Raw genomic sequence first — 17,617 nt, 5'->3', positions numbered from 1 at the left:
TCGGCGTTGAACTTATTCGGCATATGGCGCAGCGGGTCTGATCGATCTGAAAAACCGATCCTACCGTCCCGATACGGCGGTATCCATGCACCAACGCCCCGCCACCGTCTACCGGGCACTGCACCTGGTCAACAGACCCCACCCTGCCCACCGCGCCGACCATGGCAAGCCGCGTGTGCTGCAGTCGGCCGAGTTGCAGCGCTTTTGCGAGCTGGTCGCCGCGCTCAAACTGCGCACCACCAACAAGCAAGGCCGGCACCTCTCAACCCAGCGAGCCATTGAGCTGCTCGAAGAGCACGGCGTGGAAACCGTGCAGGGCCTGGTCAAGGCGCCCCAGGGCGTTCTGCACCGTCCGACGGTTAACCGCTACCTGTCACCCTCGAATGAACCACGCCGCATGGCCCCCTCCAATCGAACGCTCTCGCCCCTAACGGGCGGCGTCGCGTCCCCGAGGGCCGGCTTGTTCGGAAGGCGCATTCAGCCGCGCGAGCACGTTCTTCGCCACCTCGGCATCGCTCATGCGCTCGCCTGCGCCTTCCCCCCCGGCGGCATCGAAGAGCCGATGCACCCGCACCACCAGCACAGCGAACTGGACCGGATTGCCCGGCAGGCTTCCACGCGGGAAGAGATCGGAACGCTCGCGGAGGAAGCGCGCCGTGCGAATCAACGACTCATGCGCCGAGTGGCTGGCCTCGTCTCGGTATTCGAAGCGCCACGCCTTGATCTGTTCGGCAATCTCCGGCTGCAGGGCTGCATCGACCGGGACGCCGGTGGCGGCGAAGATGCGGCAGTCGTAGTCGCGGCAGGTCTGTGGCCGCACCGCATAGATCGTGCACTTGTTGTCGACCAGCATCGGGCAGGAGCCCTTGTCGTTGTAGCCCATCAGCACATGGCCTTTCGGCAGGCCGGGCACCTGGAACAGCAGCGGCCGCGGGATGGCCTTCAGTGTCTCTTTCTCATGCGGGCGGATGTGGATGAACATCCTGGAGTGGCAACAGGACGTGCAACTGCCACAGGGCACGTCGGCCCCCGCGCCGCCGTCCTCCAGCGCACGTTCGGTGTCGCCGAGCCATTGTGAAAATTCGCCAGCGGCCACCGGCGCCAGCCGGATCACCGGGCGATCCTTTGTCTTTGTCGTGTTCATCGAGACTTCATGCAGAGTGCAGGCGCGAGTGCAGCGACCGCGACGCCAGTTCGACCGCGGCCGACCCCGGGCGAGGGCGGAACGCGCAGATCGTCAGGATTGTGCCGCCGTCCAAGCGGGTGAAGGACAGTTCGCAACACCGGCCGAGTGTGAACTCCTCGTTGAGATGCTCTACCAGCGTGAGGGCCAGCCGGCCGGAGTCCGGGTCGATCGACGACAGGCGTGCCGCACTGAAATCGAAATAGCGCCTCACGGAGCCGAACGCCGCCTTGAAGAGGCTCTCCTTGGCGGAGAACACCAGCGTGACCTTCTCGTCCAGCGACATCGGGCCGGGACAGGCTTGCAGCATGTGCACTTCCGCGCCGTTCAAGGCCATTTCCAGCACGGCCGGCCGCGTACTCGCGGAGACGATCTGCTCCACGTCGATGCCGATGCCGCCGTACGCCTGCGACGACGCGACCACCGCCGCGGCGATGCCCGCGGTGTGCGAGATGCTGCCGACGACGTTCCGGGGCCACAGCGGCTCCCGCGACGCTCCAATGCCGATATCGGCCTGCGCGACAGCCCGGTCCACGCCGGCCCGCTCGATCGCACGACGTGCAGCCAGGCGCCCGAAGAAGAACTCCGCCTGGCGCTTTCGCACGCTGCGGGCGATGCTGTCGGGACAGGGCATTCCCGCCTCGGCGAAATGCGCCGGCGTGAACGCCGCCTCGTCAAAGCACAGGGTCGACACGTCAATCCAATCGCTGGTCGGCAGCGCCGTGCGGCGGATCGAGACCGAGCGGAAGGCGGGAAGCTGTTCGAGGCGCTCCACGGGTGTCGTCTTTTCCCTGGTAAATGACGCGGGGTTTCGCGGGGGAAGTCTGCGCAGGTGCTGGATCGGCGCGTAACGTCCGGCAGCAAAACGGCGCGATCAGTGCGCAGGATTATCTCAGACGGTTGCCAATTGCCCGGCGCATTTGCCGCATGCGCGGCGACCATTCCCTTCCTTCGGTATGTAACTATTGCAATAAATCTTGTGCGCTAACAATGACATTCGTGCGTCGGATGCCCAACGGTTGCTTCATATTAAAGCAGTTCGGTGAAGTTTTCTATAAGGATTGCCTTGCACTGTAATAGTTACCGCATTGATTTTGTCGACTATCGCTTTTCTAGGGATGGGCAAAGGGATGTTCTCCAACTCTAATGCCGGCCTTGCGCCATGAGACCTCAGCGCGGCTTCCGCTCCAGACAGCCGCTCAACTCCATCGCAGAACCATGGTTTGAATTTTTCGCCCGACAGGGCGATTGCGTGAAGCCGACCGCTGAAATGTGGTAGGCAACCTGACGAAGACTCAAATATCCAAAAACGAAGCCAGACACGCCGATTGTGCTCAAAAATTAAGCGCTCAATTGAGGGATGAAAGAACAAAGTATTACATTGAGACATTCGTAACCTATTGTTTTTAAACGACTTTTACCTTCATACAATCGCCCTGAATGGCTATCCCGAATCAACGTGTCATCCGTCAAGCGACGGAAGAAGACCTGTCGCGCCTGCTGGAACTGGAGGCGCTTTGCTGGAATCCCGCGCTGCGTGTATCTGAAGATGCACTTCGCGCGCGCCTGATCGGTTTTCCATCCGGGCAATTCGTCGTGGAATCGGCCGGCGAGGTATGGGCTGCTATTTACTCGCAGCGTATTGCAGATATTGGCAAGCTGTCGGGAGTGCGTTTCGATAATGCATTTTCCTTGCATCGGGGCGACGGCCCTTTTGCGCAGGTGCTCTCGCTGAATGTCTACCCACACCGGCAGGACCTCGATTATGGTGACGCATTACTGGAGCATCTGCTCGATGAGTGCGAACGAATCGGCGTCGCGGTAGTGGTCTGGGTGACACGCTGCAAGGATAGAAAAAAACACCCTGTTATTCCACTGGCTGACTATATCCAGCTGAAAAACGCAGAAGGGCGTCATGTCGATACCGTGCTGCGCATGCACCAGTTTCACGGCGCGGAGATCGTGTCGCCGATGCCGGGATATCGGCCGGCCGATACTGAAAACGACGGCCATGGCGTGCTCGTGCGCTACGACCTGCCCGGCCGGCAGCAGCGGCTTCGTGCGCTTCAGGACGCGCGCCAGGCGGCCACCGTGCCATTGCCATGCCCGGTCGTCGACGTGGAGCCGGAACTGCTGCGGATCGCCGGCGAAGTCCTGGGTGCATCGCGGCTTGGCGCGGAGCGCCCGCTGCGTCCGCAATCGCCGCTGTTCGAACTGGGGTTCGAATCCGCCGATCTGCTCGACCTCCGGGATCGCATCGAATCGCGCTTCGGGCTGCGGCTGACGCCCTTGTTCTTCTTCGAGCACAACACGCTGGAGAAGGTCGCCTCCTTCATCCAGGCGCCGCGCGCGGCGGCGGTCGAACTGCCGTCAACGGCGCCCGAGGCGGCTCCCGAATTCAACGCCGCCGCGGACGGCGACATCGCGATCATCGGCATGGCATGCCGTTTCCCGGGTGGGCTGGAGGACCCGCAGGCCTTCTGGCAGGCCTTGCGCGACGGCTGCTTGCTGGTCGGCACGCTGCCGCCGGGGCGCTGGGTTTGGCCGGAGGGCATCGACCCGCGCAGCACGCACCCGGGCATCGACCGGGGAGGCTTCGTTGCGCGGATCGACGAGTTCGATGCCGACCTGTTCCGCGTCGCTCCCAGCGAGGCGCAACGCATGGACCCGCAACAGCGCTGGTTGCTCGAGCTAGGCTGGGCTTGCCTTGAGGACGCCGGCCACGCGCCGGGCACGATGGCCAGCCGCCCGGTGGGCGTGTTCGTGGGCGCGAGCGGCTCGGACTATCAGCGCCTGATGGACGCCGCGCAGGTGCCGGTGCAGGCGCATTCGGGGCTGGCCACCTCCATGGCCGTTCTCGCCAATCGCCTGTCCTATTTCTTCGACCTGCAAGGGCCGAGCGTCCAGATCGACACCGCTTGCTCGAGTTCACTCGTCGCGCTGCATTCGGCGGTGCGGGCGCTGCGCGCAGGCGATTGCGAAGCCGCGCTGGTCGGTGGCGTGAACGTGATGTGTCATCCGGCCGGCACGCTCGCCTACTACCAGGCGGGCATGCTGTCGCGCGAGGGCTTGTGCAAGACCTTCGACGCGTCGGCCAACGGCTACGTGCGTGCCGAAGGCGCCGTGGTGCTGCTGCTGAAGAAGCTGTCGCATGCACTGGCCGATGGCGACCGCATCCACGCGGTGGTGAAAGGGGTGGCGGTCAATCACGGCGGCACGTCCGGCGGGCTCACCGTGCCCAATGCGGCCCGGCAGTCCGCGCTGGTGCGCCAGGCGCTGGCCGACGGCGGCGTGGCGCCTGCGTCGGTCAGCTACATCGAGGCGCACGGCACGGGCACGTCGCTCGGCGACCCGATCGAGGTGCGTGCCCTGGCGGACGTCTTCCGGGACAGCTGCACCCCATGCGGGCTGGGCTCCGTCAAGACCAACATCGGGCATCTCGAGGCCGCCGCCGGCGTCGCGGGCGTGCTCAAGGCCGTGCTGTGCCTGCAGCACCAGACCCTGGTGCCATCGCTGCACTTCAGCCGCTTGAATCCCAACATCCAGCTCGAGGGGTCGCCTTTCTACATGGTCGACACCTTGAAGCCCTGGCCGGCGCCTGATTGCCTTCCACGCCGTGCCGGCGTCAGCAGTTTCGGCTCGGGTGGCACCAACGCCCATGTGTTGCTGGAGGCGTTCGCAGCCGGTGCGCCGGCCGCCGCCGCGTGCTACCGCGAGCGGCCGTGCATCGTGGTGCTGTCGGCTGCCACCGAAGACCAGTTGGCCCAACAGGCGCGGCGGCTGCTCGATCACATCGAGCGCCATGCCCTCGTCGACGCCGACCTGGCGGACATGGCCTTCACGCTGCAGATGGGCCGCGAGCCGATGCGCGAGCGCTGGGCCGTCGTGGCGAGCACGATGGAGGTGGTTCGCGAGGTACTCGGGGCACTGGCGACCCGGGCCGTGGTGCAGGCGCCTGCAGTGCGCGCACGGACCAAGCCACTGGCACGCGAAGCCCGGCGCCGCCAGAACGAGGAGGTGGCGCACCAGCTGGAAGCCTGGGTGGCGCAGGGCTGCTTCGACCTCGTCGCACAGGCCTGGGTGGAGGGCACGGCGGTCGACTGGTCGCGCTTGTATCCCGTGGTGCCGCGTCCGCGGCGCATCGGCCTGCCGACCTATGCCTTTGCGCGAAATCGCCACTGGGTGGACCAGCCGGGCCGGCCAGCCGCCGCGTCGGTGCAAGGCGCTGCTCCGGATGCGGCGCTGCATGCCTTGCTGCATGCCAACACCTCCGACCTGCAGGGGTTGCGCTTCAGCACCTGGCTGTCGGGCCGCGAGTTCTTCCTGGACGACCACCGCGTCAACGGCTCGCGGGTGCTGCCCGCGGTGGCCTACCTCGAGATGGCCCGCGAGGCGGTGACCCGTTCGATGCCGACCGGGGACGAGGGTAGCGCGATCGAACTGCGCCATCTGGCGTGGGCCCAGCCCGTCGTCGTGGCCAGCGAGCCGCGCGCGGTGCACATTGCGCTGCGTCTGCGTGCCGGCGGCGAGACCGCCTTCGAGATCTTCACCGACAGCGCGGAGTCCGGCGGCAAGACCGTCCACTGCGTGGGCGCGGCCGTGCGGGTGCGCCGGCCCACCATCACCGACGTCGATCTCCCGGCGGTGCAGGCCCGAACCGACGTGGCCCTGCTCGAAGCCGACGCGTGCTATCGCGCCTTCGAGTCCGTGGGCCTGGCCTATGGCCCGGCGCACCGGCCCTTGCAGCAGGTTCGTGTGGGCACCGGCGAACTGCTCGCCACGATCGCGTTGCCGGCCTTCCTTCGAGCCGGCGCTGCCGAGTACGTCATCCATCCCAGCCTGCTCGACGGCGTGCTCCAGGCCGTCATGTGCGCGGCCGTGCAGGACGGGCCGCTGCGTACCGCATTGCCGTTCTCGCTCGAATCCATCGTGGTCCTGGGCCGCTGTCCCGAGGTGAACCGCGCGTGGATCCGCCGAGCGTCTCACCGCCGCTCGCAGGCATGGGACATCGACCTTTGCGATGAGCGCGGCCGCGTCTGCATGCGCCTGCAGGGCTATTCGGCGCGCGAGCTGCCCGCCTCGGCGACCGGGTCGGCGCCGGGCCGCGAGACGAACCGGCCATGCCTGTTCAAGCCGGTGTGGCAGCACCAGCCCGCTCCGGCACGAGCCCAACCCCAGGGCTTCGCCTGGCACCTGGCCTTGTGCGTGCCGGGCCTCGATGGGGCGGAACTGCGCCGCGTTGCCCCGTCGATGCAGCTGATGCTGGCGCAGGACGCGCCGCAGGGCCTGGCCGATGCCTTCGAAGCGCGCACGCTGAAGCTGTTCGAGCAGGTGAAGCAGATCCTGGCTGCGCGGCCCTGCGCGCCGGTGCTGCTGCAAGTGGTGGTGCCCGCATGGGGGCCGCAGCGGCTGCACGCGGCCCTGTCGGGCCTGCTGAAGACGGCACACCTGGAGAACCCTCTCTTCGTCGGGCAACTGATCGCGGTGGGCGCGCAGGAGACCGCGCAGTCGCTGCTGCGCAAGCTGCAGGAGAACGCGGCCTGTCCCGAGGACATGCTGGTGTCCTACGACGGCGAGCACCGCTGCGTCCGGCGCATGGTGCCGCTGCATCCCGCGCCGGCAGGTGGCACGGCCGACCCGTGGCGTGAGGATGGTGTCTATCTGCTCACCGGCGGCGCGGGCGGCCTGGGGCTGCTGTTCGCGCGGGAGATCCGCCGCCGCGCCCCGCGCGCCACGCTGGTGCTGGCGGGGCGCTCCGAGCCATCGGCCGAGATCGCGGCGGCGCTCGACAGCTTGCGCGAAGCCGGCGGCGCAGCGGCATACCGGCAACTCGACGTCGCCGACGCGCAGGCGGTCGCATCGCTGTTGGCAGAGGTGGTGCATGCGCATGGCGCCTTGCATGGCATCGTGCACGCCGCCGGCGTGATCGAGGACGACTTCATCCTGCGCAAGAACGCCGACAGCGTCCGCCGGGTGCTGCGGCCCAAGGTGGCTGGCTTGCTCCATCTGGACGAGGCCAGCAAGCACTTGCCGCTGGACTTTTTCCTGGTGTTCTCCTCCATTCTGGGTTGGACCGGCAACCCGGGGCAGGCCGACTATGCGGTGGGCAATGCCTTCCTGGACGCCTTCGTCGACTATCGCCAGGAGCTGGTGGCGGCCGGCGCCCGCTGGGGCCTGAGCTTGTCGATCGGCTGGCCGCTGTGGCGGGACGGCGGCATGCAGGTCGACGCCGCCACGCTGAAGACCTTCAAGACCCGGCTGGGCCTCGTGCCGATGGACTCCGGCGACGGCCTGGCGGCGTTCTACGACAGCTTGGCCAGCGGGGAGAACCATGTGGTGGTGGCCACGGGCGACCACGACCTGCTGGTCCGCTCGCTCGACGTGGCAAACATTTGGCCTGCCACTGCCTCCCCGGCAGCGCCGCCGGCCTCTCCATCCGCGGTGCCTGCCCAGACGTGGCGCGCGCCGTTGCTGGATTGGCTCAAGCGCATGTTCTCCCGCACGACGCAGCGTCCGGTGGAGGACATCGACGAAGACGAACAGCTCGGAAGCTACGGGCTGGACTCGATCTACGCGACCGAACTCACGCTCGAGCTCGAGGACAGCTTCGGCGTGCTGCCGAAGACGCTGCTCTTCGAGTACCACACGCTGAACGAGCTGGCGCAGTACTTCATCGCCTCGCACGCCCCCGCGTTGCGGCGGCTCTTTTCGGACGCCCACGCTGCGAGCGCGCCGCCGCCGCCTGCCGCCGAGCCAACGCCGCCCTCGCGCCAAGCCATTGACGAGCAGGTTGCCACGGACAGGGTGCTGCGACCGCCCTTGCTGGCGCTGCTCAAGCGCATGTTCTCCCAGGTCTCGCAGCGCGCAGTGGAGGCGATCGACGAAGACGAACTGCTCGGCAGCTACGGGCTCGATTCGATCTATGCCACGGAGCTGACGATGGAACTGGAGGACGATTTCGGCTCGCTGCCGAAGACGCTGTTCTTCGAGTACCACACGTTGTCCGAACTGGCGGCGTACTTCCTGGCGCAACACCGTGGCACGGTCGAACGGCTGTTCCCGGCCGCTTCGGCGCAGCCGGCGTGCACGCCGGTTGCCGCGGACGATGCCGGCGATCTTCGGCCGCAACCCGCGTGCGCAGCCGCCGCGACCGCCACGCCGGCACGGGCGTCGTTTGCCGATGCTCCGTCCGCAGCGCCTGCCCCCGCGGGTGGCCCCTTGGACATCGCCGTCATCGGCCTGTCGGGCCGCTACCCACAGGCCGAGTCCCTGCAGGCCTTCTGGCGGAACCTGCGCGAGGGCCGCGACTGCATCGAGGAGGTGCCTTCCAGCCGCTGGGACTGGCGCGTCTTCTACACCGGGGACCGCGAGCAGCCGGGGAGGCACCACAGCAAGTGGGGCGGCTTCGTCTCTGACGCTGACTGCTTCGACGCGCTGTTCTTCAACATCTCGCCCTACGAGGCGGACTACCTCGAACCGCAGGAGCGGCTGTTCCTCGAGCAGGCCTGGGGCGCCGTCGAGGATGCCGGCTACACCCGCCAGTCGCTCCACGGCGCGGCGCACGATCCGCTCGCGGGTCAGGTGGGCGTCTATGCCGGCCTGTGCTACGGCCAGTACCAGCTGCTGTTCAACCCGGTCGACGGCATCAACGGCAACTCGCACGTCATCACCAGCACCTTCGGCAGCGTCGCCAACAGGGTGTCGGCGGTGTTGAACCTGCACGGCCCCAGCCTGTCGGTGGACACCCTGTGCTCCAGTTCGCTGGTGGCAATCCACCTGGCGTGCCAGGACCTGCGGCACGGCGTGACCCGCATGGCTCTGGCCGGCGGGGTGAACCTCAGCGTGCATCCGAACAAGTACGCGGGCCTCAGTGCCGCGGGTTTCCTCTCCAGCAAGGGCCGTTGCGAGAGCTTCGGCGCGGGCGGCGACGGCTACGTGCCGGCGGAGGGCGTCGGTGTGGTCGTGCTCAAGCGCCTGGCCGACGCGGTGCGCGACGGCGACCACGTCTACGGTGTCATCAAGGGCAGTGCCATCACCCATGGTGGCCGGGTCAACGGCTACACGGTGCCCAATCCAAAGGCCCAGAAGGACGCGATCGTCCGCGCGCTGGCGCAGGCCGGTATCGCGCCCGAGGCGGTGAGCTACGTGGAAGCCCATGGCACCGGCACCTCGCTCGGCGACCCCATCGAAGTGGCCGCGTTGAGCGAGGCCTTCGGCGCGCAGGTGCGCAGGCAGTCGTGCGCGATCGGCTCAGTCAAGTCCAACATCGGCCACTGCGAGGCCGCCGCCGGCGTGTGCGGCTTGAGCAAGGTGCTGCTGCAACTGCAGCATGGCGAACTGGTGCCGTCGCTGCATGCCGAGCAGCTCAACCCGAACATCGATTTCACGGCCACGCCCTTTGCGGTGAACCGCGGCCTGCGCCCGTGGACCCGGCCCCAGGTGGACGGCGCGCCGGTGCCTCGCACCGCGGGCGTGTCGTCGTTCGGCGCCACCGGCACCAACGTGCACCTGGTGGTGCAGGAATACGACGAGCGGCCGACCCGGCCGCACGCCCGGCTCGGCAGGCCCGCCGTGGTGGTGCTGTCGGCCCGCGACCCGCAGCGGCTGCTGGCGTACGCGCAGCGCCTGTCGGATCACCTGGCTGCTGACGGCGGGCAGGGCCGCATCGACTTGCATGACCTGGCGTTCACGCTGCAAACCGGCCGCGAGGCGATGGAAGACCGCCTGGCGATCGTCGCGTCCTCGGTCGCCCAGTTGCAGGAGCGCCTGCACCGCCACCTCGCGCAGGACGCCGGCGTGCCGGGCGTCCACACCGGCCGAGCGGTGCGTCCGGGCCGGCAGGCCTCGGCCGCAGGGCGCTCCGATGGGTCGTCCGGCGTGCCGGTCGGTCCCCAGGCCGATGCCGACGCCTTGGCGCGGACCTGGGCCGGCGGTCACACCGTCGACTGGCTCGCCTGGTACGGCGACCACACACCGCGCCGCGTGAGCGCGCCCAGCTATCCCTTCGCGCGGGAACGCCACTGGGTGCCGGAAAAGGAAAGGGGCGAAGGCATGCGCCACAGTTCGAAAGAGGTGCTGCACCCGCTACCGAACGAGAACACGTCCGACAGGTTCGCGACGGCGACGAGCCCCGCTGCTTCGTCCCCGCCAGCCGCCGGCGAGGTGTCCGAGACCTGGCTGACCACCCCCCGCTGGGACGCGGTGCCCTTGCCGGCCGACCTCCCGACGCCCGATCGCCAGGTGCGCGTGCTGCTGGCCGGCGCCAACGCCGCGCAGCAGGAGACGATTCGCCTCATCCACCCGGCGGTCACGACGCTCGATGCACCGGCCGATGCCGACATCGGGGAACTGGCCGGCCGCCTGCCGCCGCCGGGCAGCTTCGACCACATCGTGTGGGTCGCACCGAACGATGCCGCCGCGCCTGGCGTGCAGCCGCTGTTGCGCCTGTTCCGCCTGGTCAAGGCCATGCTGCTTGCCGGCCATGACAAGCAGGCGTTGTCGTGGACGGTGGTGACCACCGCCGGCCAGGCCGTGATGCCCGCCGACATCCCGCAGGCCGCCCAGGCAGCCCTTGCCGCCTTCGTCGGCTGCGTCGCCAAAGAATGCGGGTTCTGGCGGCTGCGAACCTGCGACCTCCAGCCCGGCCTGCCCTGGTCGCCGGCCGACATGCGGCGCCTGCCGTTCGACGCGGACGGCCCCACCTGGGCCTGCCGTGACGGCGAATGGTTCGTGCAGAAACTGGTGCCGGTGCAGCCGGTGGCACCGCACAGCGGTACTCCCGCGTACCGACAGGGCGGGGTCTACCTGGTCATCGGCGGCGCAGGGGGCATCGGCTCGGTCTGGAGCCGGTGGGTGGCCGAGCGCCACGATGCCCGGCTGGTGTGGGTCGGCCGGCGCGAGCGCGCCCAGGTCCAGGCGCAGCTGGACGCCTGCTCGGTGCACGGCCTCCAGCCCGAATACCTCCAGGCCGATGCATCGGACGCGGCCGCGCTCGAGCGGGTGCGGCAGCAGGCCAAGGCGTGCTTCGGTCGCATCGACGGCGTGGTGGTCTCCGCGCTGGACCTGTTCGACAAGTCCCTCGCGCAGGTGGACGAAGCCCACTTCCGCGCGGTGCTGTCGGTGAACGTCGACGTCACGTTGGCGGTGGATCAGGTCTTCGGCGCCGAGCCGCTGGACTTCCTGCTGTTCTTCTCGTCGGTGGAGGCCTTCAGCCGCAGCGCCGGCTACAGCGGCTATGCGGCCGGCTGTGCCTTCAAGGACGCGGTGGCGCTGCAAGCGGCAGCACGCGGGCGCCGGGCAGCGCGGGTGCTGAACTGGGGCTACTGGCGGGTGGGTTCGGGCGAACGTGTCGGCCCGCACGTCAAGTCGCGCTACCAGCGCATCGGCATCGAGGCCATCGAGGCGGAGCAGGGCATGGCGCTGTTGCAGTCCCTGCTGGAGGGACCTTTCCGACAGCTGGCCGTGGCCAGGCTCGCCCATGCCCAGGCGCTGCCAGCGATCGAACCGGCCCGGCGGATCACCTGCGCGTCGCAGGCGCCTGCGCCCTGGGCGCTGCGCGGGCTGCCGCTGGCCTGGCCCGGGCGCGTGGCCGAACTGCAGGCCGAGGCGCCGCAGGCAGCGCGCTTCGAGGACCTGTGCGCCGAGGTGCTGCTGGCCTGCCTGCAGGAGGCGGGCCTGTTCGAAGGCGGCGCCATCGACCCGACGCAGCTGGCGCAGCGGTTGCCGGCGACCCCGCAGTACACGCGCTGGCTGCGCGAATCGCTGGCCTGGCTGCAGCGGCACGGCCGGCTGGCGAAGCAGGGCGGGCAGCTGTGCCTCGAAGGCACCGTCGGCACGGCCTCCGACGCATGGCAGGCTTGGGCGCGCAGCGCCGAGGTCTGGCGCGCGAATCCCGGCCTGCGCGCGAAAGCGACGCTGGCCGAGGCCTGCCTGCGGGCGTTGCCCGACATCCTGGCCGGGCGCAGGCCGGCCACCGAAGTGATGTTCCCGCGGTCGTCGATGACGCTGGTGGAAGGGGTCTACCAGGGCAACCCGGTGGCGGACTTCTTCAACCAGTGCCTGGTGCGCACGCTCGTGGCGTGCATCGCCGACGGCCTGGCCCGGGCGCCGCAGCGGCCGGTGCGCATCCTGGAGATCGGCGCCGGCACGGGCGGCACCACCGCCGCCGTGCTGCCGGCGCTGCAGCCGTACCGCGAACACATCGGCGAGTACTGCTACACCGACGTGTCCAAGGCCTTCCTGTTCCATGCGCAGGAGCACTTCGCGCCGCAGTACGGCTTCGTGCGCACCGCCTTGTTCGACGTCGAGAAGCCGCTGGCGGGGCAGGGCATCGGTGTGCAGGCGTACGACTTCGTCATCGCCACCAACGTGCTGCACGCCACCCGGAACATCCGGTGGGCGCTTCGGCATGCCAAGGCCTGCCTGCGGCCCGGCGGCGTGCTGCTGCTCAACGAGTTGAGCGACAAGTCGCTGTTCGCCCACGTGACCTTCGGCCTGCTGCCGGGCTGGTGGCTCAACCAGGACGAGGGCCTGCGCATCCCCGGCTCGCCAGCGCTGTATCCGCATGCCTGGCGGCGCGTGCTGGAGGCCGAGGGCTTCGGCGACATCCGCTTCAGCGCCGAGCATGCGCATGCACTGGGCCAGCAGGTCGTCGCGTGCTGCAGCGATGGCATCGTGTTGCAGCAGGTGGCCGCTGCCGACCCGTCCCCGACGTCGGTGAGCGCCGGGCTGCCGGCCGGCCTGCCCGAAGACGGCGGGCGTGTGGAGGCGCGGCCGGTGCAGAGCGCGGCGGCCGCGACCGCCGTCGCGCGGGCCAGCCTGCCCGTGCCCCGGCCCGACGAGGCGCAGCTGCGCAGCCAGGCGCGTCAGCACCTGCGCAGGCTGATCGCCCAGGCCCTGCGCATGGAGCCGCAGCAGCTGGACACGGACCAGCCCTTGAGCAGCTACGGCCTGGACTCGATCCTCATCGTCCAGCTCAACGAGCGGCTGCAAGGCGACTTCGGGCACGTCGACAGCGCGCTGCTGTTCGAGTTGCAGACGGTCGATGCGCTGACGGACCACTTCCTGCGCGAGCACCGCGAGCAGCTGCTGCGCATGCTCGGCATGGACGCCCCGGCCCCGGCCGAACCCGTGCCTGCGATCGTCTTGCCGTCGGCCGCGCCGAGGCTGCCCGTCCGCAATCAGCCCACCGGCAGCGACCTCCCGGTGGCGGGCCGGCGGTCCGACCGGGAACCGATCGCCATCATCGGCATGAGCGGGCGCTATCCGCAGGCGCGCGACCTGGCCGAGTACTGGGAGAACCTGCGCTCGGGCCGCGATTGCGTCGTCGAAGTGCCGCAGGACCGCTGGCCGCTGGACGGCTTCTTCCATCCCGACAAGGAAGAAGCCGTGGCCCGCGGCATGAGCTACAGCAAGTGGGGCGGCTTTCTCGACGGGCATGCAGAGTTCGACCCGCTGTTCTTCAACATCTCGCCACGCGAGGCGCAAGCCATGGATCCGCAGGAGCGCCTGCTGCTGGAGTCCTGCTGGGAGCTTCTGGAGGACGCGGCCTATACCCGCGCGCGCATCGCGTCGCAGCATGGCGGCCGGGTGGGCGTGTTCATCGGCGCCACGCGCACCGGCTTCGAGCTGTACGGGCCCGATCTGTGGCGTGCCGGGCAAACGCTGCTGCCGCGCACGTCGTTCGCCTCGATGGCCAACCGCCTCTCGTACGTGCTGAACTTCACCGGCCCGAGCATCGCGGTGGACACGATGTGCTCGTCCTCGCTGACGGCGGTGCACGAGGCCTGCGAGCACCTGCGGTCGGGCGCCTGCGACATGGCCGTCGCCGGCGGCGTCAACGTCTACGTGCACCCGTCGAGCTATGTGCTGTTCTGCGGGCTTCACATGTTGTCCGCCGAGGGCCGCTGCAAGAGCTTCGGCGCGGGCGGCGATGGCTTCGTGCCCGGCGAGGGCGTCGGCCTGGTGCTGCTGAAGCCCCTGTCGCGTGCGCAGGCCGACGGCGACCGGATCCTCGCGCTGGTCCGCGCCACCAGCGTCAACCACGGCGGCAAGACAAACGGCTACACCGTGCCCAACCCAGCGGTGCAGGCGGAGGTGGTGCGCAAGGCGCTCGATGCCGCCGGGCTGAGCGCGCGCCAGATCAGTTGCATCGAGGCGCACGGCACCGGTACGGCGTTGGGCGACCCGGTGGAGATCCGCGGCCTCACGCAGGCCTTCGAACGCGAAACGGCCGACACCGGCTTCTGCGCCATCGGCTCGGTGAAGTCCAACATCGGCCACCTCGAGGCCGCCGCGGGCATCGCCGGCCTGGCCAAGCTGGTGCTGCAGATGAAGCACCGCCAGCTGGTGCCGACGCTGCATGCCGATCAACTCAACCCGAACATCGATTTCGCGCGCACGCCCTTCGTGCTGAACCGGGGCTTGCGGGCGTGGGAACGGCCCGTCATCGACGGAAAGGAAGTGACCAGGATGGCAGGCGTGTCTTCGTTCGGGGCCGGTGGCTCCAATGCCCATGTGATTCTCGAGGAGTACGTGCGTGCGGATGCACGCCCAGGGCGCCAGCACGACGACGGCGACGCCACGCCGGCTCGCTCGCCGCAAAGCAGCGGCGCCGTGGCAGTCGTGCTGTCTGCCACCCATGCAGATCGGCTGCAAGCCTATGCGCGCAAGCTGCTCGACGCGCTGCAGTCGCCGTCCGACATCGACCTCAACGCGCTGGCGTACACGCTGCAGGTGGGCCGCGAGGCGATGGACGAGCGGCTCGGCCTGCTGGTGCGCTCCGTCGGCGAGCTGAGGTACGGCTTGCAGCGCTTCCTGGCCGGGGACACCTCCGGCGAGCCGCTGTACGTGGGGCAGGTGAAGCTGCACAAGGAGACGCTCGCCGCGTTTGCCGCCGACGAGGACCTGCAGCAGGCAATGGGCCAATGGATGGCGCGCGGCAAGCTTTCCACGCTGCTGGACCTGTGGGTCAAGGGCATGCCGGTGGACTGGCTGGCGCTGTACGGCGACGTGCGGCCCGAGCCGGTGTCGGCGCCGACCTATCCCTTCGCCCGCCAGCATCACTGGTTCCGCCTCGACGGCGATTCGCGGCGCGCCGAGGCAGCGGCCGTGGCGCCGAGCGCCGCGCCGGCCGCGCTGCATCCGCTGCTGCACGCCAACACCTCCACCTTCGAGTGGCAGCAGTTCAGCGTCTCCTTCGCCGGCGAGGAGTTCTTCCTGAAGGAGCACCTGGTGCATGGCGTGCCCGTGCTGCCGGGCGTCGCCCACCTCGAGATGGCCTACCAGGCGCTGGCGCGCTCGCTGGGCCGGCAGTTGGGCGAGGGCTTCCACCTGCAGCTGGGGAATGTGGTGTGGCTGCGCCCGATCGCGGTGGAGCGACCGCGGCAGGTCCATCTGGCCGTCCGCCCGCTCGACGGCGGCGAGTTCGAGTACCGCATCTACAGCGGCTCGGACGATCCGCTGGACGAAGCGGCGCTGCACAGCCAGGGCACGGCCCGGCTGGTGGCCACCGGTGCGCAGGACGCGGGGCCTTCGCTGGCCGCGCTGCGCGAGCGGCTGGCCCGCGAGGGCGATGTGGTCGAGGCCTACTACGAGTTCTTCCGCTCGGTGAACGTCTGCCACGGTCCCGCCTACCAGGGGCTGCAGCGGGTGTGGGTCGGCGAAGGCAACGAGTCGCTGGCCCGGTTGGCGCTGCCCGCCCCGGTGCGCGGCACCGAGGCCGAGTACGTGCTGCATCCCAGCCTGATGGACTCCGCGCTGCAGGAAGTGCAGTTCCGCGTCATCGGCCAGGGCCGCAAGCCCGTGCTGCCGTTCGCCATGGAGCGGGTGGAGGTGCTGGGCGCTTGCACCGCCACGATGTGGGCCTGGGTGCGGCCTTCGCAGCTGACGGGCGGCGCAGCCACCGACCCGCTGCGACGCTTCGACGTCGACCTGTTCGACGAGCAGGGCCGGCCTCGCGTGCGCCTGAGAGGCTTCTCCTCGCGCGTGCTCGAAGGGCCGGTGAAGGCCGTCGAGCCGCACGGCCTGGTGCTGATCCGCGACCGCTGGCAGGCGACTGCCGAGGCAGGCGCCACCAACATTGCCGACAGCGAGGAGCACCTCGTGCTGGTGTGCGGCTTCGGCCCGGCCCACGCTCAGGCCGTGCTGGACCGGCTGCGAGCCGATCTGCCAGCGTACCGCGCCCAAGTGCTCTCCGATGCGACGCCCCCTGAGCATGACCCCGCCGCGCTGGCCGAGGCGTTCGAGCAGTGCAGCCTGGCCTTGCTGCGAGCGGTGCAGGCACTGGTGCGTGCGCAGCCGGCGCAGGGCGCATGCCTGCAGGTGCTGGTGTGTGCCCAGGGCGGCTCGGGTCTGCTGGGCGCGCTGTCCGGGCTGCTGAAGACCGTGCAGGCCGAGCACCCGCGCTTGCGCTGCCAGCTTTTGGCATGGCCCGATGCGGCTTCCGTGCAAGGCCTGGCGCAGCACCTTCAGGCCGCACGCCGCCTCGCGGCGGAGGACTTACTGGTGGTGGACGGTCGACTGCAACTGCGGCAGCACGCCCCGGTGAGCGTTTCGTCGGCCCAGGCGCTGCCATGGCGCAACGGCGGCGTGTACTGGATCGTGGGCGGCGCGGGCAGCCTGGGCCTGGTCTTCGCGCGCGAGATTGCGCAGCGCGTGTCCGCGCCGGTGCTGGTGCTCAGCGGCCGCTCGTCGCGGGGCCCGGCGCCGGAGGTCCTCGCCGGCCTCAGGGAGCTGGGCGCGACGGTGCACTACCTGCCGCTGGACGTCAGCGACGCACGGGCGGTCGATGCGGCGCTGGCCGACATTCGCCGCCGCCATGGCCGGCTGGACGGCATCCTGCACAGCGCTGGCGTGGTCGAGGACCGGTTCGTTGCGCGCAAGTCCGAAGCCGAATGCCTGCGCGTTCTCGCACCCAAGGTACGCGGCGCGCTCCAGCTGGACCGTGCCGTCGGGCGTGAGGCGCTCGACTTCTTCGTGTTGTTCTCGTCGGCGGCTGCGCGCATTGGCAACCCGGGGCAAGCCGACTATGCGGTGGCCAACGCCTTCCTCGACGAGTTCGCGCGCCGGCGCGAGGCCTGGCGCGCTGCGGGCCTGCGGCAAGGCCGCACGCTGGCCGTGGGCTGGCCGCTGTGGCGCGATGCCGGCATGAAGATGAGCGAAGCCGGCGAGGAGGCCGTTCGCGCCGCCACCGGCATGGTGGCGATGGACACGGCGACCGGCCTGCAGGCCTTCTACAGCGCCTGGGCCTGCGGCGAGCCTCATGTGCTGGTGATGCATGGCGTGACGGCGCAGATCGAGGCCCGGTTCTTCGGGCCCGTGGCAGCGCAGGAGCAGTCCGCTGCGCGGCCGCAATCGCAATCGCAGCCGCAATCGCAGCCGCAGCCGCAGCCGCAGCCGCAGCCGCAACCGGTGCCGGCACCGGCCGACCCGCGC

The 17,617-nt window shown here is 69.4% G+C and carries 3 protein-coding genes and 1 pseudogene; 2 read left to right on the top strand and 2 right to left on the bottom strand.

Annotated features, from left to right (window positions below; translation table 11 throughout):
* Nucleotides 1-100: 100 nt before the first annotated feature.
* A pseudogene (locus AC30NL_RS17610) lies at nucleotides 101-373 on the top strand (IS481 family transposase); the annotation flags it as partial.
* A gap of 54 nt (nucleotides 374-427) precedes the next feature.
* Here AC30NL_RS17610 and AC30NL_RS17605 read toward each other — a convergent pair.
* Together AC30NL_RS17605 and AC30NL_RS17600 are read right to left on the bottom strand one after the other, a co-directional pair.
* Nucleotides 428-1,144, bottom strand: a complete 717-nt coding sequence (locus tag AC30NL_RS17605; RefSeq protein ID WP_489465290.1) for a YkgJ family cysteine cluster protein — start codon at nucleotides 1,142-1,144, stop codon at nucleotides 428-430.
* Between the two features lie 7 nt (nucleotides 1,145-1,151).
* On the bottom strand, nucleotides 1,152-1,958 hold the full coding sequence (locus AC30NL_RS17600; RefSeq protein WP_489465289.1) for a 4'-phosphopantetheinyl transferase family protein: 807 nt from the start codon (nucleotides 1,956-1,958) through the stop codon (nucleotides 1,152-1,154).
* A 665-nt stretch (nucleotides 1,959-2,623) separates the two neighbouring features.
* Between AC30NL_RS17600 and AC30NL_RS17595 the strand changes: the two genes are divergently transcribed.
* Nucleotides 2,624-17,617: SDR family NAD(P)-dependent oxidoreductase (locus AC30NL_RS17595; RefSeq protein WP_489465288.1), on the top strand; the 14,994-nt coding region annotated here is incomplete at its 3' end.

The sequence above is a fragment of the Rhizobacter sp. genome, assembly GCA_021153565.1.
Classification (GTDB): Bacteria; Pseudomonadota; Gammaproteobacteria; order Burkholderiales; family Burkholderiaceae_C; genus Albitalea.
Note: the sequence above shows the minus strand (reverse complement) of the source record. Positions and strands in the feature narration are given on the sequence as shown.

Excerpts from the sequence above, each read along its gene's own strand:
- AC30NL_RS17605 (WP_489465290.1), bottom strand. The coding sequence starts at position 1,144 with ATGAACACGACAAAGACAAAGGATCGCCCGGTGATCCGGCTGGCGCCG.